At 70.1% G+C, this 18938-nt stretch carries 20 protein-coding genes; 4 read left to right on the top strand and 16 right to left on the bottom strand.

Going from position 1 to position 18938, the window contains the following annotated elements; all coding sequences use genetic code 11:
• On the top strand, window positions 1-363 hold a 363-nt coding region (locus LJ657_RS48615), incomplete at its 5' end, for a hypothetical protein (protein WP_308117055.1).
• A gap of 947 nt (window positions 364-1310) precedes the next feature.
• On the opposite strand, the gene LJ657_RS17540 is transcribed toward LJ657_RS48615, so the two are convergent.
• The 6 genes from LJ657_RS17540 to LJ657_RS17515 form a co-directional block, all read right to left on the bottom strand.
• Entirely contained in the window at window positions 1311-1556 is a 246-nt protein-coding gene (locus LJ657_RS17540) for a DUF2283 domain-containing protein (RefSeq protein WP_232649542.1), read from the bottom strand.
• An 89-nt stretch (window positions 1557-1645) separates the two neighbouring features.
• A complete protein-coding gene (locus LJ657_RS17535; RefSeq protein ID WP_232649541.1) occupies window positions 1646-1963 on the bottom strand; it encodes a hypothetical protein in 318 nt (105 codons plus the stop codon).
• Between the two features lie 37 nt (window positions 1964-2000).
• Complete coding sequence (locus LJ657_RS17530) at window positions 2001-2432, bottom strand: hypothetical protein (RefSeq protein WP_232649540.1); 432 nt, start codon at window positions 2430-2432, stop codon at window positions 2001-2003.
• 173 nt (window positions 2433-2605) lie between these two features.
• On the bottom strand, window positions 2606-2842 hold the full coding sequence (locus LJ657_RS17525; protein WP_164313931.1) for a helix-turn-helix domain-containing protein: 237 nt from the start codon (window positions 2840-2842) through the stop codon (window positions 2606-2608).
• A gap of 14 nt (window positions 2843-2856) precedes the next feature.
• The gene (locus LJ657_RS17520; protein WP_232649539.1) at window positions 2857-3195 is read right to left on the bottom strand and encodes a helix-turn-helix domain-containing protein; all 339 of its coding nucleotides are present in this window, start codon (window positions 3193-3195) and stop codon (window positions 2857-2859) included.
• Window positions 3192-3575, bottom strand: coding sequence for a type II toxin-antitoxin system RelE/ParE family toxin (locus tag LJ657_RS17515; RefSeq protein ID WP_232649538.1), 384 nt, complete (start codon window positions 3573-3575; stop codon window positions 3192-3194). Before LJ657_RS17515 ends, LJ657_RS17520 begins: the two co-directional genes overlap by 4 nt.
• 693 nt (window positions 3576-4268) lie before the next feature.
• Between LJ657_RS17515 and LJ657_RS17510 the strand changes: the two genes are divergently transcribed.
• A complete protein-coding gene (locus LJ657_RS17510) occupies window positions 4269-4418 on the top strand; it encodes a hypothetical protein (protein WP_232649537.1) in 150 nt (49 codons plus the stop codon).
• Between the two features lie 30 nt (window positions 4419-4448).
• Here the strand turns inward: LJ657_RS17510 and LJ657_RS17505 are convergent, their stop codons facing one another.
• Complete coding sequence (locus LJ657_RS17505; protein ID WP_232649536.1) at window positions 4449-5336, bottom strand: IS3 family transposase; 888 nt, start codon at window positions 5334-5336, stop codon at window positions 4449-4451.
• A complete protein-coding gene (locus LJ657_RS48610) occupies window positions 5333-5632 on the bottom strand; it encodes a transposase (RefSeq protein WP_232649535.1) in 300 nt (99 codons plus the stop codon). Before LJ657_RS48610 ends, LJ657_RS17505 begins: the two co-directional genes overlap by 4 nt.
• Window positions 5633-5673: 41 nt before the next feature.
• Here LJ657_RS48610 and LJ657_RS17495 point away from each other — a divergent pair, with 41 nt between their 5' ends.
• Window positions 5674-5862 (top strand): hypothetical protein, encoded by a 189-nt coding sequence (locus LJ657_RS17495; RefSeq protein WP_232649534.1) that lies wholly within the window; start codon window positions 5674-5676, stop codon window positions 5860-5862.
• 129 nt (window positions 5863-5991) lie between these two features.
• Here LJ657_RS17495 and LJ657_RS17490 read toward each other — a convergent pair whose 3' ends face one another.
• The 3 genes from LJ657_RS17490 to LJ657_RS17480 all read right to left on the bottom strand — a co-directional run bounded on the left by LJ657_RS17490 (window position 5992) and on the right by LJ657_RS17480 (window position 7821).
• On the bottom strand, window positions 5992-6291 hold the full coding sequence (locus LJ657_RS17490) for a cytochrome P450 (RefSeq protein ID WP_232649533.1): 300 nt from the start codon (window positions 6289-6291) through the stop codon (window positions 5992-5994).
• Between the two features lie 808 nt (window positions 6292-7099).
• Window positions 7100-7441, bottom strand: a complete 342-nt coding sequence (locus tag LJ657_RS17485; RefSeq protein WP_232649532.1) for a helix-turn-helix domain-containing protein — start codon at window positions 7439-7441, stop codon at window positions 7100-7102.
• A 2-nt stretch (window positions 7442-7443) separates the two neighbouring features.
• Window positions 7444-7821 (bottom strand): type II toxin-antitoxin system RelE/ParE family toxin, encoded by a 378-nt coding sequence (locus LJ657_RS17480; protein WP_232649531.1) that lies wholly within the window; start codon window positions 7819-7821, stop codon window positions 7444-7446.
• A gap of 361 nt (window positions 7822-8182) precedes the next feature.
• Here LJ657_RS17480 and LJ657_RS17475 point away from each other — a divergent pair, with 361 nt between their 5' ends.
• Window positions 8183-8500 (top strand): M48 family metalloprotease, encoded by a 318-nt coding sequence (locus LJ657_RS17475; protein WP_232649530.1) that lies wholly within the window; start codon window positions 8183-8185, stop codon window positions 8498-8500.
• A 683-nt stretch (window positions 8501-9183) separates the two neighbouring features.
• On the opposite strand, the gene LJ657_RS17470 is transcribed toward LJ657_RS17475, so the two are convergent.
• The 5 genes from LJ657_RS17470 to LJ657_RS17450 all read right to left on the bottom strand — a co-directional run bounded on the left by LJ657_RS17470 (window position 9184) and on the right by LJ657_RS17450 (window position 18938).
• On the bottom strand, window positions 9184-9594 hold the full coding sequence (locus LJ657_RS17470; RefSeq protein ID WP_232649529.1) for a roadblock/LC7 domain-containing protein: 411 nt from the start codon (window positions 9592-9594) through the stop codon (window positions 9184-9186).
• Window positions 9591-11585 (bottom strand): sensor histidine kinase, encoded by a 1995-nt coding sequence (locus LJ657_RS17465; RefSeq protein ID WP_232649528.1) that lies wholly within the window; start codon window positions 11583-11585, stop codon window positions 9591-9593. Before LJ657_RS17465 ends, LJ657_RS17470 begins: the two co-directional genes overlap by 4 nt.
• Window positions 11586-12113: 528 nt before the next feature.
• Complete coding sequence (locus LJ657_RS17460; RefSeq protein WP_232649527.1) at window positions 12114-13409, bottom strand: TIGR02679 family protein; 1296 nt, start codon at window positions 13407-13409, stop codon at window positions 12114-12116.
• The gene (locus LJ657_RS17455) at window positions 13399-17517 is read right to left on the bottom strand and encodes a TIGR02680 family protein (RefSeq protein ID WP_232649526.1); all 4119 of its coding nucleotides are present in this window, start codon (window positions 17515-17517) and stop codon (window positions 13399-13401) included. Before LJ657_RS17455 ends, LJ657_RS17460 begins: the two co-directional genes overlap by 11 nt.
• A complete protein-coding gene (locus tag LJ657_RS17450; protein ID WP_232649525.1) occupies window positions 17514-18938 on the bottom strand; it encodes a TIGR02678 family protein in 1425 nt (474 codons plus the stop codon). The genes LJ657_RS17455 and LJ657_RS17450 overlap by 4 nt, the downstream gene beginning before the upstream one ends.

Below are 18938 nucleotides of genomic sequence, written 5' to 3'. Positions count from 1 at the left end.
TCCTCGTGGTTGAACTGGGCGTTCACCAAGGAGAGTTACGCGGTGGCCCGCCTCCTGTTCAGGGAGCGGTACTCACCCATAGAAGTGCGCCCCGGGCAGACGCCCGCGCACTCCCGGCCACTGGTCCCGTACACCATGACGAGGGACACCATCCAGACGATGACGACGGTCCGCGCCCGGTGGCGCAGCGGCAGTTCCTGTACGACTCAGGCCGACCTCGATGGTCTTGCCGAGACCCACGTCGTCGGCGAGCAGCAGGTTCGTCCGGGACGACTACAGTGCCCGGTGCAGTGGCTCCAGCTGGTATGCCTCGGTGTTCGCGCCGCTACGGAACGGGGCCTGGTAGGAGTTGGCGTCCGCTGAGGTCACCGCGCCCCAGCGGACGGCGTCGACAAATGCGGCCAGCTCGTTCGGATCGTCGAACCGACATCGTCGTGCCCGCGAAAAAATACAAGGATCTCGCCCGGTGACCGTGCCCGTCAGTCCCGTTTCCCGCCGTGACCAGGCCGTGGGGCTCCGGCTCGTAGCGGTAAGCGCGGAAGCCCTCACACTGGGCCCCTCCGGAGGTTTCCAGGCCGCCGCCGGTGCTCGCGTCCTCCTCCCCGGCGGCCACTGCGTGCACTCACGGCCAACCATCGCCAGAACCCGAGCCGGACGTGAGACCTGTCCGGACCGGACAGCCCCGCCGACGCCTATCGCTCCATCGGAGACCCGGTGGATCTCACCCATCACCCCAGGAGCAGCAAGGGTGCCTGACGGAGTGTCACGCACACCTGTCCACCGGTTGTCCACCAGCACCCCTTGCGCCAGCAAGATCCATCCCCTGAGAGCAAGGAAAAGGCCAGTTCAGAGCGTTAGATCGTCGACCTCGTCACAGAAACCAAACCTCGGACCTACGCATTGCGATGCACAGACGGACAGTGCCCGATGTGCCAGATTCCAAGGTCAAAGAAAAGAAAAAACCCCAGGTCATAGCTCCGACCTGGGGTTCACCTTAGAGCCGCCTTCGGGATTCGAACCCGAGACCTACGCATTACGAGACCATGAGCAATCATGTTGACCAGTGCCTCGTCGTGCTGAACTGTGACGTTTTTCCTGATCAGGGCACGTAGAGCAGGTTGACGCATGCCGCCTCGTGACGCACCGTCCAAAGGCGTCTGTCCACCGGCTGTCCACCGGCGGGGCAGCCGGACGTGGTCAGCCAGGGCGCTGCGCGGCTGCAGGCGTAGCTCGTGACGAGGCCAGACCGGCACACGTTAAGCCTTGTCCCACCTCGACAACCACTTCAGTCGAAGCCGATGACTTGCTGGTTATCCGGCACCAGGGTCGATTCGATCCGCCGCGTCGAGCATGTACTGGGGCAACTTTGAACGGGCTGCCAACACCTCCACTCCGACGAGGCGCCCATTCTCGTCGAAGTCGAGGTTGATCATCCCGCCGACCTCGACGGGATCACAGGGATACATGCGCGCGACCGCAGGCTCCGACCCCGGTTCGGCGAAGGAGATATACGCCGCGTTCGCCTGCCGATCGTACGTCACTTCGATGTCCGCCATGATCAGGCGCGCCTCGTCGACGATCCGCTTCGTCCCGCGCGGGCAACTCCCGCGCGGGCAACTCCCGCGCGGGACGGCTTCGGGCGTGATCAGTATTCGTCGAGTTCGGGCGTGTACCTGGAATAGATCACACGCTCGGGCCAGTCGTCGGAGAAGGCCTCGATGATCCTCCGGTAGGACTGCCTGCGCAGGACGTCACGCGTCCCGGCAAACAGCTCTTTGGCGTATTCCCTCACCCCTGGCCAGCGGAATTCGAACATGCAGTACTGCACAATCTCCACTCCCCCAGGCGGAAGGGAATCGAGAATCTGCCTGAACCGCACCTCCATCGCGGCACGACATTCATCGTGCCGTTTCAGGAACAGCAGAAGATCTTCGAGGAGTGGCTCGATCTCGTCGACCCCCACCGAGTGCGGTTCCACTCGAATAATGAAATCGATCTTGTCAAGGGCCCGTGCACACGGGGCAGGCAGGTCCTGGCCATTTCTCGACATACTTTCCTGTTGCATCCCATCCAGCCTCATTGAAGGCGTCCTCGGCTGCTTGCCCAGCGTAGGGTCCGTACGGCCGATAGTGCCCGGAGTCGTTGTTCAGCTCAATGATCTTGCCGCTCCTGATCCTCGCCACACCAGCGGCGAGCACGTCCTTGCCCCCGGCCAGGCTCACATGTCCGTCGGTTGTCTTCCCGATGACCAGGGTGTGGTCTTCGAGCACGACATAGGCGAAGTTTCCGGAGCGGCCGCTCTGAATGGTCTTCGGGTCGAATGTCCTCGCCCAGCCCGGCTTGTCCTCAGGGATCAGGTTCGAGAAGGTCCTCGGGGCGTGCTCGCACGGGATGCCACTGTTGTGGACGAGAACCGGGCTGGCACCTGCCATCACATAGTACGTGTGTTGGCGGGGTCGCTCCTACCTGCAAGTTTGCTGGTCAGCGGGCGATTTGACAGTCGCCGGATGTTCGTGCTCGTGCGCTGGAGTCTGCTGGTGTTGCCGTCACTACTGCCGTCAGGGGTCTGCACCTCCTGGGGAATTCCAGGAATTCCGAATGCGTGTCAAGCGGCTTTGTCGTGTGGGGTGAGGCTGATGGTCAGGTCGGCGCCGAGAGCCTGAGCCAGGCGGCGCAGGAGGGGAAGCGTGGGCACGGTCCCGCCGCCTTCGAAGCGGGAGATCTGTGGCTGCTTCATCCCGCACCGCTCGGCCAGCTCGGCCTGGGACAGCCCGAGTTCGATGCGCCGGTCGTGGACGAGTTGCCCGAGCTCACGGGCGAGCGCGGAAGGCGGGTCCTGCATGGTTCCTCCCCGCCTCAGGCCGCTGGGGCGACGATGGTGACGGTGGGCTCGTCTCCGCCGGCGAGGTGCACGTCCACCGTGAGGTCCAGTGCGCGGGCCAGGCGCATGATGACCGCGATGGGCGGCAGCTCGGTGGCCGTCTCGATGCCTTCGATGTCATCGACGTCGACGTGCATGCGCTCGGCGAGGTCGGCCTCGCTCAGGCCCAGCTGCTTACGCCGGTCGTAGACGGCCTTGCCCAACGTCATGGCGAGGCCGGCCTCTTCGTACACCCGGTCGTACTCGGGGTCGGCGTCCAGGTGTTCGCCCAGCAGCCGACGGTGGCGACGGGTCCTCCATTCGCTGTGGTTCATCGGTTCTCCTTGAGGTTGCGGCTGTAGAGGTCGTGCTCGGCGGCGGCTTCATGCTCTGCCTCGCACCATCGCTGTGCGGCGTGGGCGCGATCCACTTCGGCCTGCTCGCGCATCTTGGTCTTGCGGAACACGGTGAGCAGCACGACACGTCGGCCGGGCGCCAGCCAGTAGGTGATCCGCTGATGGGCATCGCCCAGGCGGAAGCGCAGCTCGCGGAGCTTGCCGCCCAGGTGGCGGGAGTGCGGTTCATCGAGGGTGGTGGGCTGCTCGGCGAGCAGGTCGGCGACGCGTTCGGCCTGCGTGTAGTGATGGGCGGGAATGCTCTCCAGCCACAGCCGCACCTCCGGCTCGATCTCGATCGAGTACCGCTCACTGTCCATATCGTCGATGATATATGGCGCGGGGCGCGAGAGCGCGGCTTCGGAGCTCAGGTCACGTGCCGCCGCCGCGACCGCAGCCACTCCAGCGCCGCACACCCCCGTACGCCCCTCCTCGCCCGATGCCACGGCGCCGCCGCAAACCAGCGGAAACCTGCCGAGGCGGTGCAGGCTTCTTTCGGCAGGATCAGGCCCGATCGGGAAAGGCAGCGTACGGCCGGGCTGGTGCGTCGCTCAGTCTGGCGGCGCGGGGCCGGGGCGGGATGAGTCAGCCCCCGACGGGCGGCCGGGAGCTTCGCCCCCGCCAGAGGCAACGCCGACCACCGCGCTCGGCGAGTCCGGCGGCGGGCGTGAGGGTCGGCCCCCGGGTCGGCCCTGTGCCTGCGATCCGGCCGTAGGACGGTCGTAGGCGACAACTTGCTCCGCCAGGAGCCCAGTTACGGCCAGCCCAGCGACCAGGCAGATTGCCGCTCCGGCCGCCCCGGATCACCCCCGACTGCCTGGGCGGCTCGCCACCTTGCGACGTAGCTGGCTTCCCGATTGAACGGCGGGCTCGTCGACGACGTTCGGCCAGCCTCGGTGGGCGGGGCCCGCCTTGAACCTCGCAGAGAAAATCTGAACGCAGCCCCGAAGCCCGCCCCGCCCGGCGGGTCAGCGGCCCCGCTCGTCGCCGCCCGCCTCCAGGGCCTGGACGCGGTGACGGAGGTCGGCGAGCTGCTCGACGGCCTCGGCCAGTGCCTGCTCCAGTGCCTCGACGCGGGCCGCCGTCCCGCCTGCGGGCCCGGTCTCCCCCTCCGGTTGATCGAGGTCATCACTGTCAGCGTGGTGGGCGACGAAGGCGCCTGAAGTTTGCCCGTGATCTCGGACACTCGATGGTTATGCCGCGAGGGTGTGTTGATGCCGCTGCCTGGTCTCGGCTGGGGTGAGGTAGCCGAAGGTTTTGTGCTTGCGCAGGCGGCGGCGGTTGTAGAAGGTCTCGACGAAGTTGAAGACCTCGGCGCGGGCGGTGGCCCGGTCCGGCCAGATTCGGGTGCCGATTTCCTCTTTGAGCAGGGCCCAGAAACTCTCCGCGGCGGCGTTGTCGAAGCATGATCCGGTGCGTCCGCAGCTCTGCCGCAGCCCCAACTCACGTATGTGGTCGCGGAATTGGGCCGACGTGTACTCGCTTCCGCGATCACTGTGTATGACGCAGCCGGGTTTCAGACCGGCTCGGCCCTGGGCCATGTTGAGGGCATCCACGACGAGTTCGGCCCGGTGATGGTCGGCCATGGCGTAGCCGACGACCTCGCGGGTGGCCAGGTCCAGCCAGCAGGCCAGGTAGAGCCAGCCCTCGGCCGTCGGGAGGAAAGTGATGTCTCCGACCAGCTTCGTGCCGGGGATGTCGGCGTGGAAGTCGCGGCCGATCAGGTCCGGGGCCGGCCTGGCCCTCTTGTCCGGCCGCGTCAGTGACCGGCGCCGGCGACGGTGGGCGCCCTGGATGCCGTGCTCACGCATCAGGCGGGCGACGCGCTTGTGGTTCACAGACCGTCCCAGACGCCGCAGTTCGGCATGGACGCGCGGGACGCCGTAGGTTCCACGGGAGGCGAGGTGGATGACCGTGATCTCGTGGGTCAAGGCCGCGTCGGCGGCCTGGCGGGCGGCGCGGGTCTTCTGCGCGGCGAGCCAGGCGTAGAAAGAGGAGCGGGCCACCTTCAGCAGCCTGCAGAGGAAAGCGACGCCGTGGGTGGTCTTCTCCGCCTCGATGAACGCGTACGTATCGTTCACCGATCGCTCTCTTTCGCGAAGAAGACCGCGGCTTTTCGCAGGACCTCGATCGTCTTTGCCTGCTCGGCGTTCTGCCTGCGCAGCCGCCTGAGCTCCTCGCGCTCCTGTGTGGTGAGCTCGCCAGGGCGGCCCTCGCCCTGGTCTGCCTTGGCCTGGCGGTACCAGCCGCGCAGGGACTCGGAGCTGATGCCGAGTTCCCGGGCGATGGCGGTGACCGTCTTGCCCGAGGAGTCGACGAGCGCGATGGCGTCCCGCTTGAACTCCTCTGTGTAACGCTTCGTGTACTTGCTTCCCACCTGGTGCTACTTCCTCTGGAACCTCAGGTCCCAGTCTCCAGGTGTCCACGATCAAGGGGAAGCTTCACCTCGTCAGCTACCCCCAGACCGCGCACACCACCGGCACCGCCCTGTGGGCAACCGCGACGAGCACCCATCCCAACGACACGCTGTTCTTCCAGCCCGACGGCAATCTCGTCATCTATGACAGCGATGGAACGGTCTTGTGGGCCTCTGGGACCAACAACTGACCGAGTAGAACAACCATCTCTCTTCGTGCAAGGTCGACCTGCAACGTTAGCCGTTGAGGCTCCGCTCCTCCGTCAGAGGCGGAGCCTCAGTGCAGGGGAAGGGCAGAACGCTGCACGCAGTGCGGACGATCAGTAATGCACGGGCAGATTGAGCAGACCGCGAGCGCGCATCGACGGCCGCCAACTCGGTCCGCCCGGCGGGAGGTCGAGCTCAAGCCCGGGAAAGCAGTCGAGGAGCGCGGTCGGCGGCGGCCGCCTCGGCCCCATGGACCCGTCGGAACGTTCTTCCAGGGTGGCGTCTGACGCCTCCCATCCACCGACCGGCTTGGCGACGCGCACGGGAACCGCAGACTCCTCCAGCATGAAGGTGTAGCCGTCGGGGTTGGCGTAGACAGTGGCCCTCTTGGTCCGCTCCCCTGTCACCTCCACGCACTGGCCAGCCTGCTGAGCCTCCGCCCTGAGAGCCCACTTCCTCTATGAGAACCCAGCCGTGCGCTGCAACAGACGACAGAACAATGTCGACCACACCGTTCGATGGACCGACTGCGGCGATTGTCAGAGGACCACAACCGGTAAGGCTGGTTACTTCTTCTGCTGACCGCTCCACAGCCTTCTTTCGTGCACCGCCTCTGCACAGATGGCCACCGCGAGGCCACCCCACGCCTGCCCCGTACTGACTCGCCCATCAGTCGGTACGCGAGAACCCGCAGGTCAGTGACGATAGCTGGCTTCGGGGACACCTCCCTGAACCCGGAGAGTTAAACCTCTGACCTACGCATTTCATGCATAGACCCAAGGAGCCCTCGGCAAGTACATTCCATAGTCAAGAAAACAAAGAAACCGCAGGTCAGGGGCCTGACCTGCGGTTCACCATGGAGCCGCCCTCGGGATCCGAACCCGAGACCTACGCATTACGAGACCGTGAGCGATCATGTTGCACGGTGCCGCCCAGTGCTGCGCAGTGACGTTTTGGCTGATCAGAGCATGTGCAGCAGGTTGACCCGTGCTACCCGGTGATGCACTGTCCGAAGGCGTCCGGCCACCGGCTGGCCACCCAGACGGGCACCGCAGGCGATAGGGAGCCAGGGGACCGGGGTTGTAGGCCTCCGACAGTCCTGCTGCGGGCGGTCGTCCGTTCCCAGCGCGTGTCGAGTTCCGCCCGATGCCAGAGGTGCGGTCAGCAGATCAAGGCCTGCACCGCGCCGTGGTGGCCACCGGTGGACGGACGCCCGTGTGTTCATGGGGCGTCGGTCTTGTGGGCGGTGAAGGTGACCTGGGTGTCGCCCTCGTCGAGGGCGATGTTGAGGGAAGCGTTCAGTGCGCGGGCGAGTTTGGAGAGCAGCGGGAGCGTGGGCACGGTGTCGGAGCCTTCGATGCGGGAGATCTTCGCCTGGGTGAGGCCGGCGCGGGTGGCGAGTTCGGCCTGGGTCAGTCCGAGTTCGGTGCGCCGGGTGTAGACGGCTTGGGCGAGTGCCATGGACAGGCGGATTTCCTGGCGGGCCTCGGCGACGTCGTCCGGTTCGGTGAACCCTTCGGCGAGCTTGCGTTCGCGTAGTGTCTTCCATCGGCTGTGGCTCATGATCACACCTCTCCTTCCTCGATGATCCGAACGAACTCTTCGTGGGCGGGGCTGTGTTCGGCCTCGCAAGTCTTTTGTGCGTGCTTGGCCCGTTGGACTTCGGCGTCCTCGCGCATCTTCGTCTTGCGGAACACCGTGAGCAGTACCGCTGTGCGGTTGGGGGTCAGCCAGTACGTGATGCGCATCGCCGCTCCGTCGAGCGTCGGGCGCAGTTCACGCACGCCGTCGCCGAGGTGGCGGGCGTATGGCTCCCCGAGGGTTGCCGCGCACTCGGCAAGCAGTCCGACGTACTCGTCGACCTTGAGGAAGTGCTTGGCCGGCAGGGATTCCAGCCAAGCCCGGACCTCAGGTTCGATCTCGACCGCGTACAGGGACTCCACCCGTACAACTTTATATGTCGTTGGCGACATACTCAATCGATGGGCGCCTGGAGTCCTCCCCTGTCGCTCGATGCGAGTGAGGGTGGGGCGCATCGGCGTGATGAAGACCTACGTGTCTCCGGGGGGCGTGACTTCGCTCGCGTTGGGGCTGGCGCCACGGACCGTCGCCTTGGGGGGCATGGGAACAGTCCGCCGCGATGCGCCTCATGCGGCACACTCGGGCCGATGTTGACGCGGAGCAGCACCACGCCGGGCCCGACCGGGGCGGTCAGCAGCTCCAGCGGCTCGTCGCCGGTCGGGGCTCTCCATCGCCCTGATCGCCGGTCTGCTCCTCGGCGGCGCCGTGCTCACCGCCGCCCGCATGCTCTGGCGCCGGGCCCGCATCCTGGCCGCCGCCGCGCTGGACGCCGCATGCATGCCTGCCCGCGACGGCCTCGTGATCGTCGACGACGAGGCAGCCGACGCCTACGCGCTGCCGGGCCTGCCCGGCCGGGTCGTCGTCTCCACCGGCATGCTGCACACCCTGGACGAGACCGAACACGGCATCCTGCTCGCCCACGAACGCGCCCACCTGACCGCCCACCACTACGCCTTCGTCGCCCTCGCCCAGCTCGGCGCCTCCGCCAACCCGCTCCTTCGCCCGCTCGCGACCGCCGTCACGTACACCATCGAACGCTGAGCCGACGAGAACGCCGCCGGGGCCACCGGCGACCGCACCCGGGTCGCCCGCACCGTGGGCCACGCCCTCACCACCCACCGCGCCCCGGCCCCCGCCCGCGCCAGCGGCGCCGCCCTCGGCATGCTCGGCGTGGGTGGCCTCCGAAACCGCCGCAGTCCTTTCGCCTCGGCCGGCCCCGTGCCCCGCCGTGTCGCCGCCCTCCTCCGGGACGCCACCCCGCATTCACGGCCGCGACGGCAACCGTCCCCGTGGCTGAGATGCTCGCCACCGCCGAAGCCACCCACGATCTCCATCTCCTGCTGGAGACCGTCGGTGCCTGGTAGCGACCTTCGTCCTCCCCGGCGACACCCGGCGCTCTGACGCTGCAGGGCCTGTTCGTTTCCGTACCGCACAGCACGCACTGCGTCAGCAGGCGGGGCGCAGGTAGCGGTCGTCGGGGTGGATCCAGCCGTGCGCGTGTGCGGTGCTGACGTACCAGAGCTCGGTGTTACCCGTCGGGTCCCACGGCGCTCTACGGCGGCGATGTCGTCGTGGACCAGGACTTGTCCGGTGAGGACGTTGTCCCGAGTTCGCAGGGACATGTCGCGTGCGGTGACCCGACCCCACCCGAGTTCACCCCTCCTCCACCAGTGCCCCGCGCTTCGGCGTTGTCCGTCTCAGCCACTGGGCGACCGCACCGTGGCTCACGCGGGCGCGGAGTGGAGTTCGCGTACCAGCTGCGGGGTGAGCAGTTCCCCGCAGCGGTCGGCGAGGACGGCCATTTCGTAGCCGACCAGGCCGACGTCGCATCCTTCGGAGGCGAGGACGCCGAGGCAGCTTCCGTCACGGATGCGGCCGACCATGAGGAAGCCCCCAAGCATTTCGATCATGACGAGTTTCATACCGCGGAAGCCGTGTGCCGTGGCCGCGTTCTGGGCGAGGCTGGTGATGCCGGAGACGACGGCGGCGAGGTGGTCGGCGCGATCTCGGCCGAGGGTGTCCGAGGCGGCCATGAGCAGGCCGTCGGAGGAGACGGCGACGGCGTCGGTGACACCGTCGGCGGTGCGGACGAACTCCGAGACGAGCCAGCCGAAACTCTGGACGGCGGTGGTCACGATGACGCTCCTTGAGTGGTCCGGGCTTCGCCCAGGGCGACACCCGCTCGGAAGCCGTTGAGCAGGGCGGAGACAGCCGGTTTGACGGGCAGGGGCGGGACGGAGGCGTCCTCGGCGGGGGCGAGCAGGCGCCCGGGGAGAGCAAGAAGTGCAGACAGCCCGCCGCCGGCGGTATCGAAGAGGTGGACCTGGGTGCCTTGACCGAGGCGGTGGGCGATTCGGCCGACGACAAGGTGGCCGAGGAACCGGGTGGGCGTGGCGAGGAGGGCCTCCTCGCCGGAGTCGGAGAAGTGGGCGCCCGCACGTTCCTTGTCGGCCTCGGACATGCCGACGCCGTGGTCGACGACGGCGAAGGAGTAGGTGTCGTCGTCGGTGTCGTACCATCCGTGCACCTCGACCGGTTCGGTCGGTGGCGAGAAGTTCAGCCCGTTCTCGATGAGTTCGGCGAGGAGGTGGGCGACATCGGCGACGGCGTGTCCGCGTACCCGTACCGGCTCCACGGTTGCGATCAGGACCCGCCGATACTGCTCCACCTCGGCGACTGCGGACTGGACGACTTCCAGGGCGTCGGCGGGTGCTGCCGTGGGCCTGGGTGGATTCTGCCCCGCCAGGACCAGCAGGTTTTCGGCGTTGCGCCGCATACGGGTGGCGAGGTGGTCGAGTTCGAAGAGCTCACCGAGGGCGTCCGGGTCGAGTTCCTGCTGTTCCAGGCGGGTGATGAGGCTGAGCTGGCGCCGTACGAGGTTCTGGTTGCGGCGGCCGAGGTTGGCGAGCGATTCGGTGGTGTTGCGACGCAGGGTGGCCTGCTGGGCGGCCAGATGGACGGCCGTGCGTTCCACCTCGTCCAGGGACTCCGCGACCGCGGCGATCTCCGCTGCGCCGCCCAGCAGCCGCGTATCGGGAGTGTCCGGGGCGGGCGTCGTCGGGAGGATCTCCGCACCGTCCCGCGGGGACTGCTGGATACGGGCGACGGTTGCGGGCAGCCGATGCCGCGCCACATCGTGGGCGGTCTCGGCGAGCGTGCGCAGCGGGCGCGTGAGGGAACGGGAGGCGAAGGCGGCCAGGCCCGCGACGAGCACGGCGATGAGTGTCCCCGCGCTGAGATAGGCGACGAGGCCCAGCTCGGCGTCGTGGCTGAGCCGGTCGGCCCGGTCCCGTACAGCATCACCGACCGACTGCTGGACGGCGTAGAGATCGTCGACGAGTACGGTCATCGCGTCCCACCAGGTGCCGGCGTCGGCGCGCAGCGCGAAGCCGTCGGCGGCGCCTTCGGCCTGGTTCTCGTAGGCGGTGGCGCGTTGTGCGTCTGCGGTTGCGAAGGCCTTCTTCAGGGCCGCGCGCTGGGGTGCGGTGGCGACCTGCCGGAAGCGGGCGAGGGCGGCGACGCGTGTGGCGCGTACCTCGGTGAAGTCGATGTACCTGTGCCCGTGGAAGGCGCCTTCGGCGAACACACCGTTGAGGAGGCCGCGTTCGAGGGCGACGGACTCCGTGGCCGCGGCCAGTTCCCGCATCGCGGCCAGCCCGCCGGACAGTTGGGCGTCGGCGCGCGTCGCGGTGGCTGCCACCGGGTCGACGGTGTTCAGGGCGTCGATGGCGGCGGTGTAGAAGGTGAGGGTCTTCGCCGGGTCGGCGGTACTACGGTCGACTGCGGCGCGCACGGCGGCAAGGCGCCGCAACTGCCGCTGCACGACATCCTCGACCGCGCTTTCGCCGCGCAGTGCCGTGTCCACGCGCTTGCGCGTTGCGGCGAGCGAGGGGCGAAACCCCTTCTCACCGCCCAACAGTCCGTTGGTCAGGCCGCGTTCGCGTTGCAGCTGGTGCACCAGGGTCTGGATGCGCAGGCTGAGGCCAACCTCGGCACGGGTGGTCCGGGCATCGCTGAGCGCTTCGGCACGCCCGTCTACGGCGACACCGGCCACCGCCAGCAGCAGGCAGATGGGAACCGTGATGACCACCGCCACCCGGCCCCGGATGCTGCCCCAGCCGGGCATCGGCCGACGACCGGGAGTCGTCGGACCACCGTGCCTGCGCCCCGAACCGCCCGTGCTGATTGCGCCAAGCCTGCCGAGTAGCGGCCGTACTGGCGTCCACACCCTCATGCCACGACGCTAGTCCGACTGCCGTAGCGAGCGGTTTCCGACCTGTTAGACCACGCTGGAGATTCGGTTGCGCCACTCTCACACCGCGGGCCAAGAGACTGTGACCGCGGGAGGACCGCACCGAGCACCCTCTCCCTGCCCAAACGACTTGCCCCGTCTCAGGCTCGACTTACCCGGCAAACGATCCCGGCCGGGCGGCAGGCCCCCCGTAACGGAGAACCGTCGCACCACAAACCATGCAGGCAGACCACCCGCATTGTTGACCTTCCACAACGGCGGCAAGCCCCTCGCGACATCTGCCAACGCCGCCCCGAACCACTCCGTGCACCGTTGCTGCACGGATGGCCACCCCTCGGCCACCCCACACCTCGCCCGTACTCCCCCTCGACGAGCTCCCCCGTCCGGAGCCGGAAACCGCGCTCACTGAGAAGCCGCCGGCCGGGCCAGGTCTGACAGGAGTGCGGGCAGGAGGCGTTCCTCCATGACCGTGCTGCCCGACGCCTCCATCGCGAGGGCCAGTCCGGGGTCCCAGGGGCTGGTCGTGGGCGGTCCCACGAGCGGTGTGGACTCGCCCTCACCGAGTGCGGCCGTGTAGTCGGCGGCCGTCATCCGCCAGGGGTGGGCGCCGTGGCGAGCCACGGCGTCCGCGGTGATGCGCAGGCCGGCCCAGTCGAAGTCTGCGCGCCAGTGCAGCCGGGCTCCCGCGCGTACGGCATCGCCGAGCAGTTTGTGGCAGGCGGCGGACGGGACGCCCTCGGTGCACACGAGGGCGCCGCCGGTGTCCTGCAGTTCGCCGGCGGCGGCGCGCAGGACGGCCGGGTTCTCGCAGACGAAGATGGTGCGGGCTGCGGGGACGACGGGGTCGGTGGCGAGCTGGTGGAGGGTGAGCCGGAAGGGTATGCCGAAGCCGGCGGCGTCGCGCAGCCAGTCGCAGACGACGGTGTCGCCCCTGGCGCCGATGTTGAGGACGAGTACCTGGCTGGCGAGGTCGTCCGCGATGGCTCCGGCGCTCTCCCACAGGGCGCGCCGCCCGGCCCGGTCGCGCGGTACGCCGCGGCCGTCGCCGACGCGCTGGGCGAGGGCGCGTAGGACGAGCTGTTCGAGCGGGGTGCCGGGAACCAGGGCCTTGGTGTCGCCGGTGGCCCATTCGGCGAGGACCGGAAGCGGCAGGACTGCGGAAGACCGTTCCGGCGAGCCCGTGCAGCGGTCCCCGTCACCGCAGAGCCGTTCCAGGACACGTGCCGCCGCGTCGAGGAGCGGCGTGTCCCCCCGGCGTACGAGACGGGTGAGGGTGCCGTCGGCGGCGATCCGCTCCAGCCAGGCGGCGAACCACCCCTGCCCGGCGAGCCGACTGGAGTGGGCCGACGTCAAGGCCTGCTCCCGGCGGGCCTGTTCGTCGGCCCGTTCGGCCGGCCGGTCGCGCAGCGTACCGTGGAGACGGCCGAGCGTCTGGAGGAGACCGGTGCCATAACGGTCGTACAGATACCCGTCCAGGTCACGCAGGGGTACGGCGAGGCGCTTGACGGTCTCGGGCCGGTAGCGGCCGGTGATGCCGATGACGGTGCGGCGCTCGGCCTCGCTGGGCCCGGTGAGCGAGATGTCGCCGTCGAGCGCGCCGCCGGTGCGCTCCAGCCTGCGGCGGGCGGCGGCGAGCAGCCGGGTCCATCCCTCGCCGCGCAGCTCGTCGTACGCCGACGGCTCACGCTCAGTGGACAACCGGGGCCTCCTCGGGGACCGGGACGCGCCGGGTGCCGGGCGAGCCGAGGGCGGTGGTGAGGTCGCCGGTGTCGTCGGCGAGGAGCCGGTGGCCGTCCCAGACGAGCAGCAGCGCGGAGACGGTGTGGTCGACGGCGGTGTGCGCGAGGTCGTAGTGGGCGGCGGCGGACACGGAGGCGTGGGCGGCCCACAGGTCGTAGCCGGTCATGAAGAGGTCGAGGTCGAACTGGGCGGCCAGTGACATGAGTTCGCCGCGCCCGGTGTCGTCCACGCCGGCGAAGGCCTCGTCGAGGGCGAGCAGGCGCGGGGCGTGCGGGTGGGCGGAGTTGAGCATGGCGTGCGCGGCAGCGAACAGCGGCAGATGGAGCGACACGGACTGCTCACCGCCCGACAGGCGGCTGTGCCGGGCTCGGGTGAGCCTCTCCTCCGTCTTGTCGGGGCGCACCAGCTGGAACGCGAACTGCCGCCAGCGCCGGTAGTCGAGGACCTCGGCGAGCAGTTCGCGGTAGGGCTGGTCACGGTGGCGGGCACGGGCGGTCTTGATCTGCGCGGCGAAGTGGGTGCGTACCCGGGCGAGACCGTCGGGGCCGAGGCGGGCGGCGTCGGCGTCGAGGAGGGCGCAGACGGCGCGCTGTTCGTCGTCGAGGTGGTCGGCTAGCAGCCAGCTCACCCCGACCGTCGTCCCCGAGGACATGGTGCGCCGGCGCATGTCCGTGTTCATCCGGCGGATCAGGTCGCGGGCGTCGATGGTGCGGTCGTGGATCTGCTGGGCGAGCCGGGTCAGCAGGGCGTCCTCCAGGATGCGCTGCTCGGACTCGGAGAGCAGTTCGGCCTGGTCACTGCGGTGGGCGGAGATCTTCTGCGCGAAGACGGCCACCGGCAGCGGGCCCTCCTCGTCGGCCACACGGACGAGGATGACCCCGTCGGAACCGTCCCACTCGGGCCGGTAGTCCTGCCCGGCGGCGGCCAGCTGCGCCTGCAGGTCGTCCAGGGCCTTGGTGAGACGGGTGACGGACTGCTTGAGGCTGGTCTCGGTGGGGGTGAGGTCGCGGGTCGCGGCGAGGATCGCCTCGTGGGCGGCGGCCACGGCCGGCGGGAGTGTCTCGCCGGCCCAGTCGGCCTCCTGGGCAGGCCAGGCGAGGCCGGGCGGGCAGCGCAGGATGTCGAGGAGTTCCCTGACGGCATACGGGCGCAGGGAGCGGGCGGTGTCCTTCTCCTCCGCCGCTGCGACCGACCGGGCCTCAGCCGCGGCCGTACGGCGGGCCTCGGCCGCGGCGGTACCCGCGATCGCGCCGTGCTGAGCGGTGCGGGCCGCCTCGGCTTCCCCCACCAGGGCGTCGATGCCGTCCTCGGTCTCCTGCACCTGGCGCATCACCTCCTGTGCCTCGGCCCCGACGGCATCCTGGAGGGCCTCAAGTCCCGCGGCCTCCTCGGTGTACCGGCGGCGTGCCGCGCGCTCGGTGTCCGCCGCCGCTTCCTCATCCTCGGCGGCGACGGTGAGTCGGTCGGTGGCTGCCTCGGCCGCCTCACTCTGGCGGGCGTGTTCGCGGCGGCGGGCGGCCAGTTCGCGGACCGCCGTCTCGAAGGCGCGGGTGGCGGTCTCGACGGCGTCGACGCGGTCGGTCTCGACGGCGTGCTCGGCGGCGGTGCGGCGCAGGGCGCGCTCGGCGACCGAGCAGGCGGCCACCGACTCGTCGTACGAGTCCTGGGCGGCGTCGGCGGCGTCGCGGGTGGCGCGCAGCCTCGCCGCGGCCCTGTCCAGTTCGCGCAGCGCCTCGGTGATGCCGGTGGTGCGGGGCAGGGCGGCGCGGGCCGCGGCGTACCCGTCGAGGGCGGCGTCCGTACGGGCCTGCGCACGCGCCAACTCGTCGAGCTGGGCGGAGAGTTCGGACAGGAGCGTCTCGCAGGCGGCGATCCGGGCGGCGCGCCTGCGGGCGCGGGCGGTCGCGCCGATGTACTCGGCGTGCTCCTTGGTGTGGGCGCCGATCAGGACACCGGCGGCGTACCGGCCGTCGGGGCTGATCTGCGGAGTCCCGGTGTCGAGGTCGCCGGTGACGGCGACGGATCGCAGTACGGCGGTGATCCGGGCGGCGGTCGGGATCGCATCGCCGGCCTCGGGGACCTCGGGGCGCAGGAGGTCGGCGAGGCTCGGTCCTCTCACCGGAGAACCGGCTCGCAGCCAACCCTCGCTGCGCCCGGCCGCCACGGGGGCGTCCTCGGCGGTGAGGAGGGCGTCAAGCAGGCCCGATGCCTCCAAGGCGGCTTCCAGATCCGCCCGCTGACGGCCTGTCAGATGGTCGTCGAAGTCGACGAGCCGCCACAACGGAACACCCCCCTCACCGGGCGCCCTCTCGGCAGTGCGGCCACGGGCCTGGGGCGGGGCGTCGTCGTGTTCGGCGGCGATCCGGTCGCGTTCGGCCTCCGTCTCGGCGCGGCGGCGCTCGACATCGGCGCGCTGGGCGCGCAGGGCGGCGAGGGAGTCACGCAGTTCCTGTACGGCGGAGGCGGTGGCCTCGGTGAAGGCGTCCGCGAGCGTGACGGGCACACCCGAGCTCTCCGCCTCGCCGGTGAGTTCGAGGGCTTCGGCGAGTCGGCCGACCCCCTCCTCGGTCAGGAGCTCACCATGCGCCTCCGCCCACTGTCCCAGTGCCTCACGGGCCTGTTCACGGGCGGATGCGAGGGCCGACTCGGCGGCGGTCTCCGCGGTTTCCGCCGCGGTGACGGCCTCCTCGGCACGGTCGAGCGAGCTCCGGGCGAGGTCACGGGTCTGCTCGGCGCCGCGTGCCACCTGCTGGGCGGCCCGTACGGCCCGGACGCCCTCGTGGCGGGCTGCGGCGAGTGCGGCGGAGCGGTCTGCGAGGCCGGCGGGTTCGGCGTCGGCCGGAGTCCAGGGCAGGCCGGCGGTGTGGGCGTGGTCGGCGACGGTGGCGGCGTCCCGGGAGACTGCGGCATCGAGTTCGGCGGCGAGCCGCGCGGCGTGCTCGGCCTCGGCGCGGGCGCGGCCGGTGGCGGCGCTGCGGCGTTCACGTTCGGCGTTCGCCTGCCGGGCGGTCTGCTCGCAGGTGCGCACCAGGCGTTCCAGGTCGGCGAGTTGCTCGACGGCCTGGTAGGCGGCGGAGGAGCGCAACTGGTCGAGGCGGGCGCGCTGGGCGGCGAGTGAGCCGTCGGCCGACTCGGCACGCGTCTGGGCGGCGGCCTGCCGTTCACGGGCCTGAGCCAGGTCCGTGGTGGCGGTGCTCAGCGCGGCGGCGCGCTCGGCGGTCTCGGTACGGCGGGCGGTGAGCCGGTCCGCGGCGGCACGGGCGTGGACCCGCAGGTAGGTGGAGTAGCTCGCGAGGAAGGCCCGGGTGGCGTCGTCGGCGGCGGCCAGTCCCTCCAGGGTGCGCTGCACGGACTCCATGTCGTCGAAGGAACGGGCCGCCTCGGCGATCAGGTCGTCGTCGAGCGGGCGCAGACCGGCGGTGAGGGTGTCGGAGAGCTTGGCCGGGTCGAGGTTCTTGGCGAGCTGCGGGCGGCGCAGCGTGAGGATCAGGGTGAGCAGTTGCTCGTACCGTTCCGGGCCGAGACCGAACAGGCGTCGGTCGACGGCGGCGCGGTAGTCGGCCGTGGAGGCGATCAGCTCGCGTCCGAGTTCGGCGGCGAGTTGCTTCTTCGTCATCGGCCGGTCGTCGTGGGTGAGGAGGGAGAAGTCCTCTCCGACGCGGCCCTCGGCGACGAAGTGCCAGCGAACGGGTGTGTCGCGGTGGCGCTGGGCGTGCAGTCCGATGCCGCAGGTGACGGCCTCGCCCGTCTCCCGGTGGGTGAACTCGATCCAGACGTAGCCGAGCGCGCTGTCCTGCCCGCGGAAGAGCAGGTTGGACTTCATCGTGCGGTCCTCGGCGGCGAACGGGTTGAGCCGCTTGGGGTCGATACGGCCGTCGAGGACGAAGGGGAAGAGGACTTCGAGGGCCTTGGTCTTGCCGGATCCGTTGGGGCCGCGCAGCACCAGCCAGCCGCCGGCGAAGGAGAACTCCTCGTCCCGGTAGTCCCACAGGTTGATGATCCCGGCGCGGGTGGGGACGAACCGGGCTGAGGGGGTGGGGGCTTGGGTGGGAGCGGGGGTGCTCACGGAGTCGGGTCCTTGGCGATGTCGTCGGTGAACAGGGTTGTCCGGGAAAGCGGTTGGGCCGCCGTACGGGTCTTGACTCGGGCGGTGACCCCCCGGTAGCGGGCGAGCAGCGGAAGCGCGAGGGCCCCGCCGTCGACCCGGGCGATCAGCAACATGGCGGCCAGCAGGCCGAGCGCCTGGTCCAGCAGCCGGTCCGGGTCGCCGCGCAGATCGGCGGCGAAACCCGCGCCGTACTCGGCGGTGATCTCCCTGAGCCTGCCGCGGAGCCAGGAGTCCGTGACGAAGGGGTACCGGGTCTCCGTCAGCTCCTGCCCCTCGTCACCGGGCGTCCCGTACGCCGACCCCTCGTCCGGCTCTGCGAGTTGGGCGAGTTCGGCGACCAGCCCGCGCGACGGCAGGGCCACGTCGATACGCCGGGCGCGAGCCGCGAGGCGTTCGGCGGCGGTGGGCGCGGGCAGCGATTCGAGGGCGTGCCGTCCGGAACGCTGCACCGCGACGCTGATCCGGGCGGCGAGCAGCAGCGCGGCCTGCGCGACGGTACCGCCGCCGGGAAAGCGGAGGTCGGACAGCCTGCCGGAGGTGTCGATGAGCGCCACACCCTCGGCCCGCCGCTCCACCGTCAGCCCGGTCAGCCGCTCCAGGTCCTCGGCGAGAGCGGGCGCCCGCAGCTGGCCCAGGAGTTCGGTGTCGGCGTCGGCGTAGTACGCGACCGGGTTCTCCAGCACCAGACGACGGGCCCGGCGGGCCTGGTCGCGGCGCTGGGCGGCACGGCCCGCGGACAGGCCCAGCGCGCCGGAGGAGTCCAGCAAAGCGGTGACGGAGGTGAGGTGTTGCAGAACCCGGGTCGGGTGGTGGACGGCGAGGAGGATCTCCCGGTCGATGTCGTACAGGGCCTCGGCCCGCTCGGGATCGCCTGCCCAGGCGGTGGCGGAACCGTCAGCGAGAGTGAGCGCGCCGCGCTCGGTGAGCCAGGTGACGGCGTCGACGAAGGCGTCCCGGTCGGGTTTGCGCGCGGTGTCCAGTCCCAGCCCGTCGATGCGTACGGCGTCGGCGGCGACCGCGTCGGCCAGTTCGCCCAGCGCCACCTGCGCGCCGTGGCGGCCCAGGGCCGCGAGAGTGAGGACGAGGTAGGCATAGCGGCGCCGGTCGAAGGGGCGGCCCGCGCGGGTGAGGGCTGGGCGGGTGGCGTCCAGGCCGTCCTGGGCGCGCTGGAGCCGGGCGGTGTCGGCGGTGGTGACGAGCCGGTACCCGAGTGCCTCCATCAGGTCGGTGCGCAGTTGGTCGGCCCAGCGTCGCACCGTGGCCAGCGCCGCCTTGTCCGGGTACCCGGGTGTGATCAGCGGGTGCCGCAGGACGAGCCGTACCGCCTTCTGGTAGTCGGCGAGTTCGAGCGGGGAGACGCCCTCGGCGACGCGGCTCAT

This window comes from Streptomyces guryensis (assembly GCF_021261325.1).
Lineage (GTDB): Bacteria > Actinomycetota > Actinomycetes > Streptomycetales > Streptomycetaceae > Streptomyces > Streptomyces guryensis.
Note: the sequence above shows the minus strand (reverse complement) of the source record. Positions and strands in the feature narration are given on the sequence as shown.

Bases quoted from the DNA above. Each gene is read 5' to 3' on its own strand.
- LJ657_RS17465 (WP_232649528.1), bottom strand. From the start codon at position 11,585: ATGCCCGGCTGGGGCAGCATCCGGGGCCGGGTGGCGGTGGTCATCACG.
- LJ657_RS17485 (WP_232649532.1), bottom strand. From the start codon at position 7,441: ATGAGCCACAGCCGATGGAAGACACTACGCGAACGCAAGCTCGCCGAA.
- LJ657_RS17530 (WP_232649540.1), bottom strand. From the start codon at position 2,432: ATGGCAGGTGCCAGCCCGGTTCTCGTCCACAACAGTGGCATCCCGTGC.
- LJ657_RS17540 (WP_232649542.1), bottom strand. From the start codon at position 1,556: ATGGCGGACATCGAAGTGACGTACGATCGGCAGGCGAACGCGGCGTAT.
- LJ657_RS17520 (WP_232649539.1), bottom strand. From the start codon at position 3,195: ATGAACCACAGCGAATGGAGGACCCGTCGCCACCGTCGGCTGCTGGGC.
- LJ657_RS17450 (WP_232649525.1), bottom strand. From the start codon at position 18,938: ATGAGCCGCGTCGCCGAGGGCGTCTCCCCGCTCGAACTCGCCGACTAC.
- LJ657_RS17525 (WP_164313931.1), bottom strand. From the start codon at position 2,842: ATGCAGGACCCGCCTTCCGCGCTCGCCCGTGAGCTCGGGCAACTCGTC.
- LJ657_RS17515 (WP_232649538.1), bottom strand. From the start codon at position 3,575: ATGGACAGTGAGCGGTACTCGATCGAGATCGAGCCGGAGGTGCGGCTG.
- LJ657_RS17475 (WP_232649530.1), top strand. From the start codon at position 8,183: ATGCTCTGGCGCCGGGCCCGCATCCTGGCCGCCGCCGCGCTGGACGCC.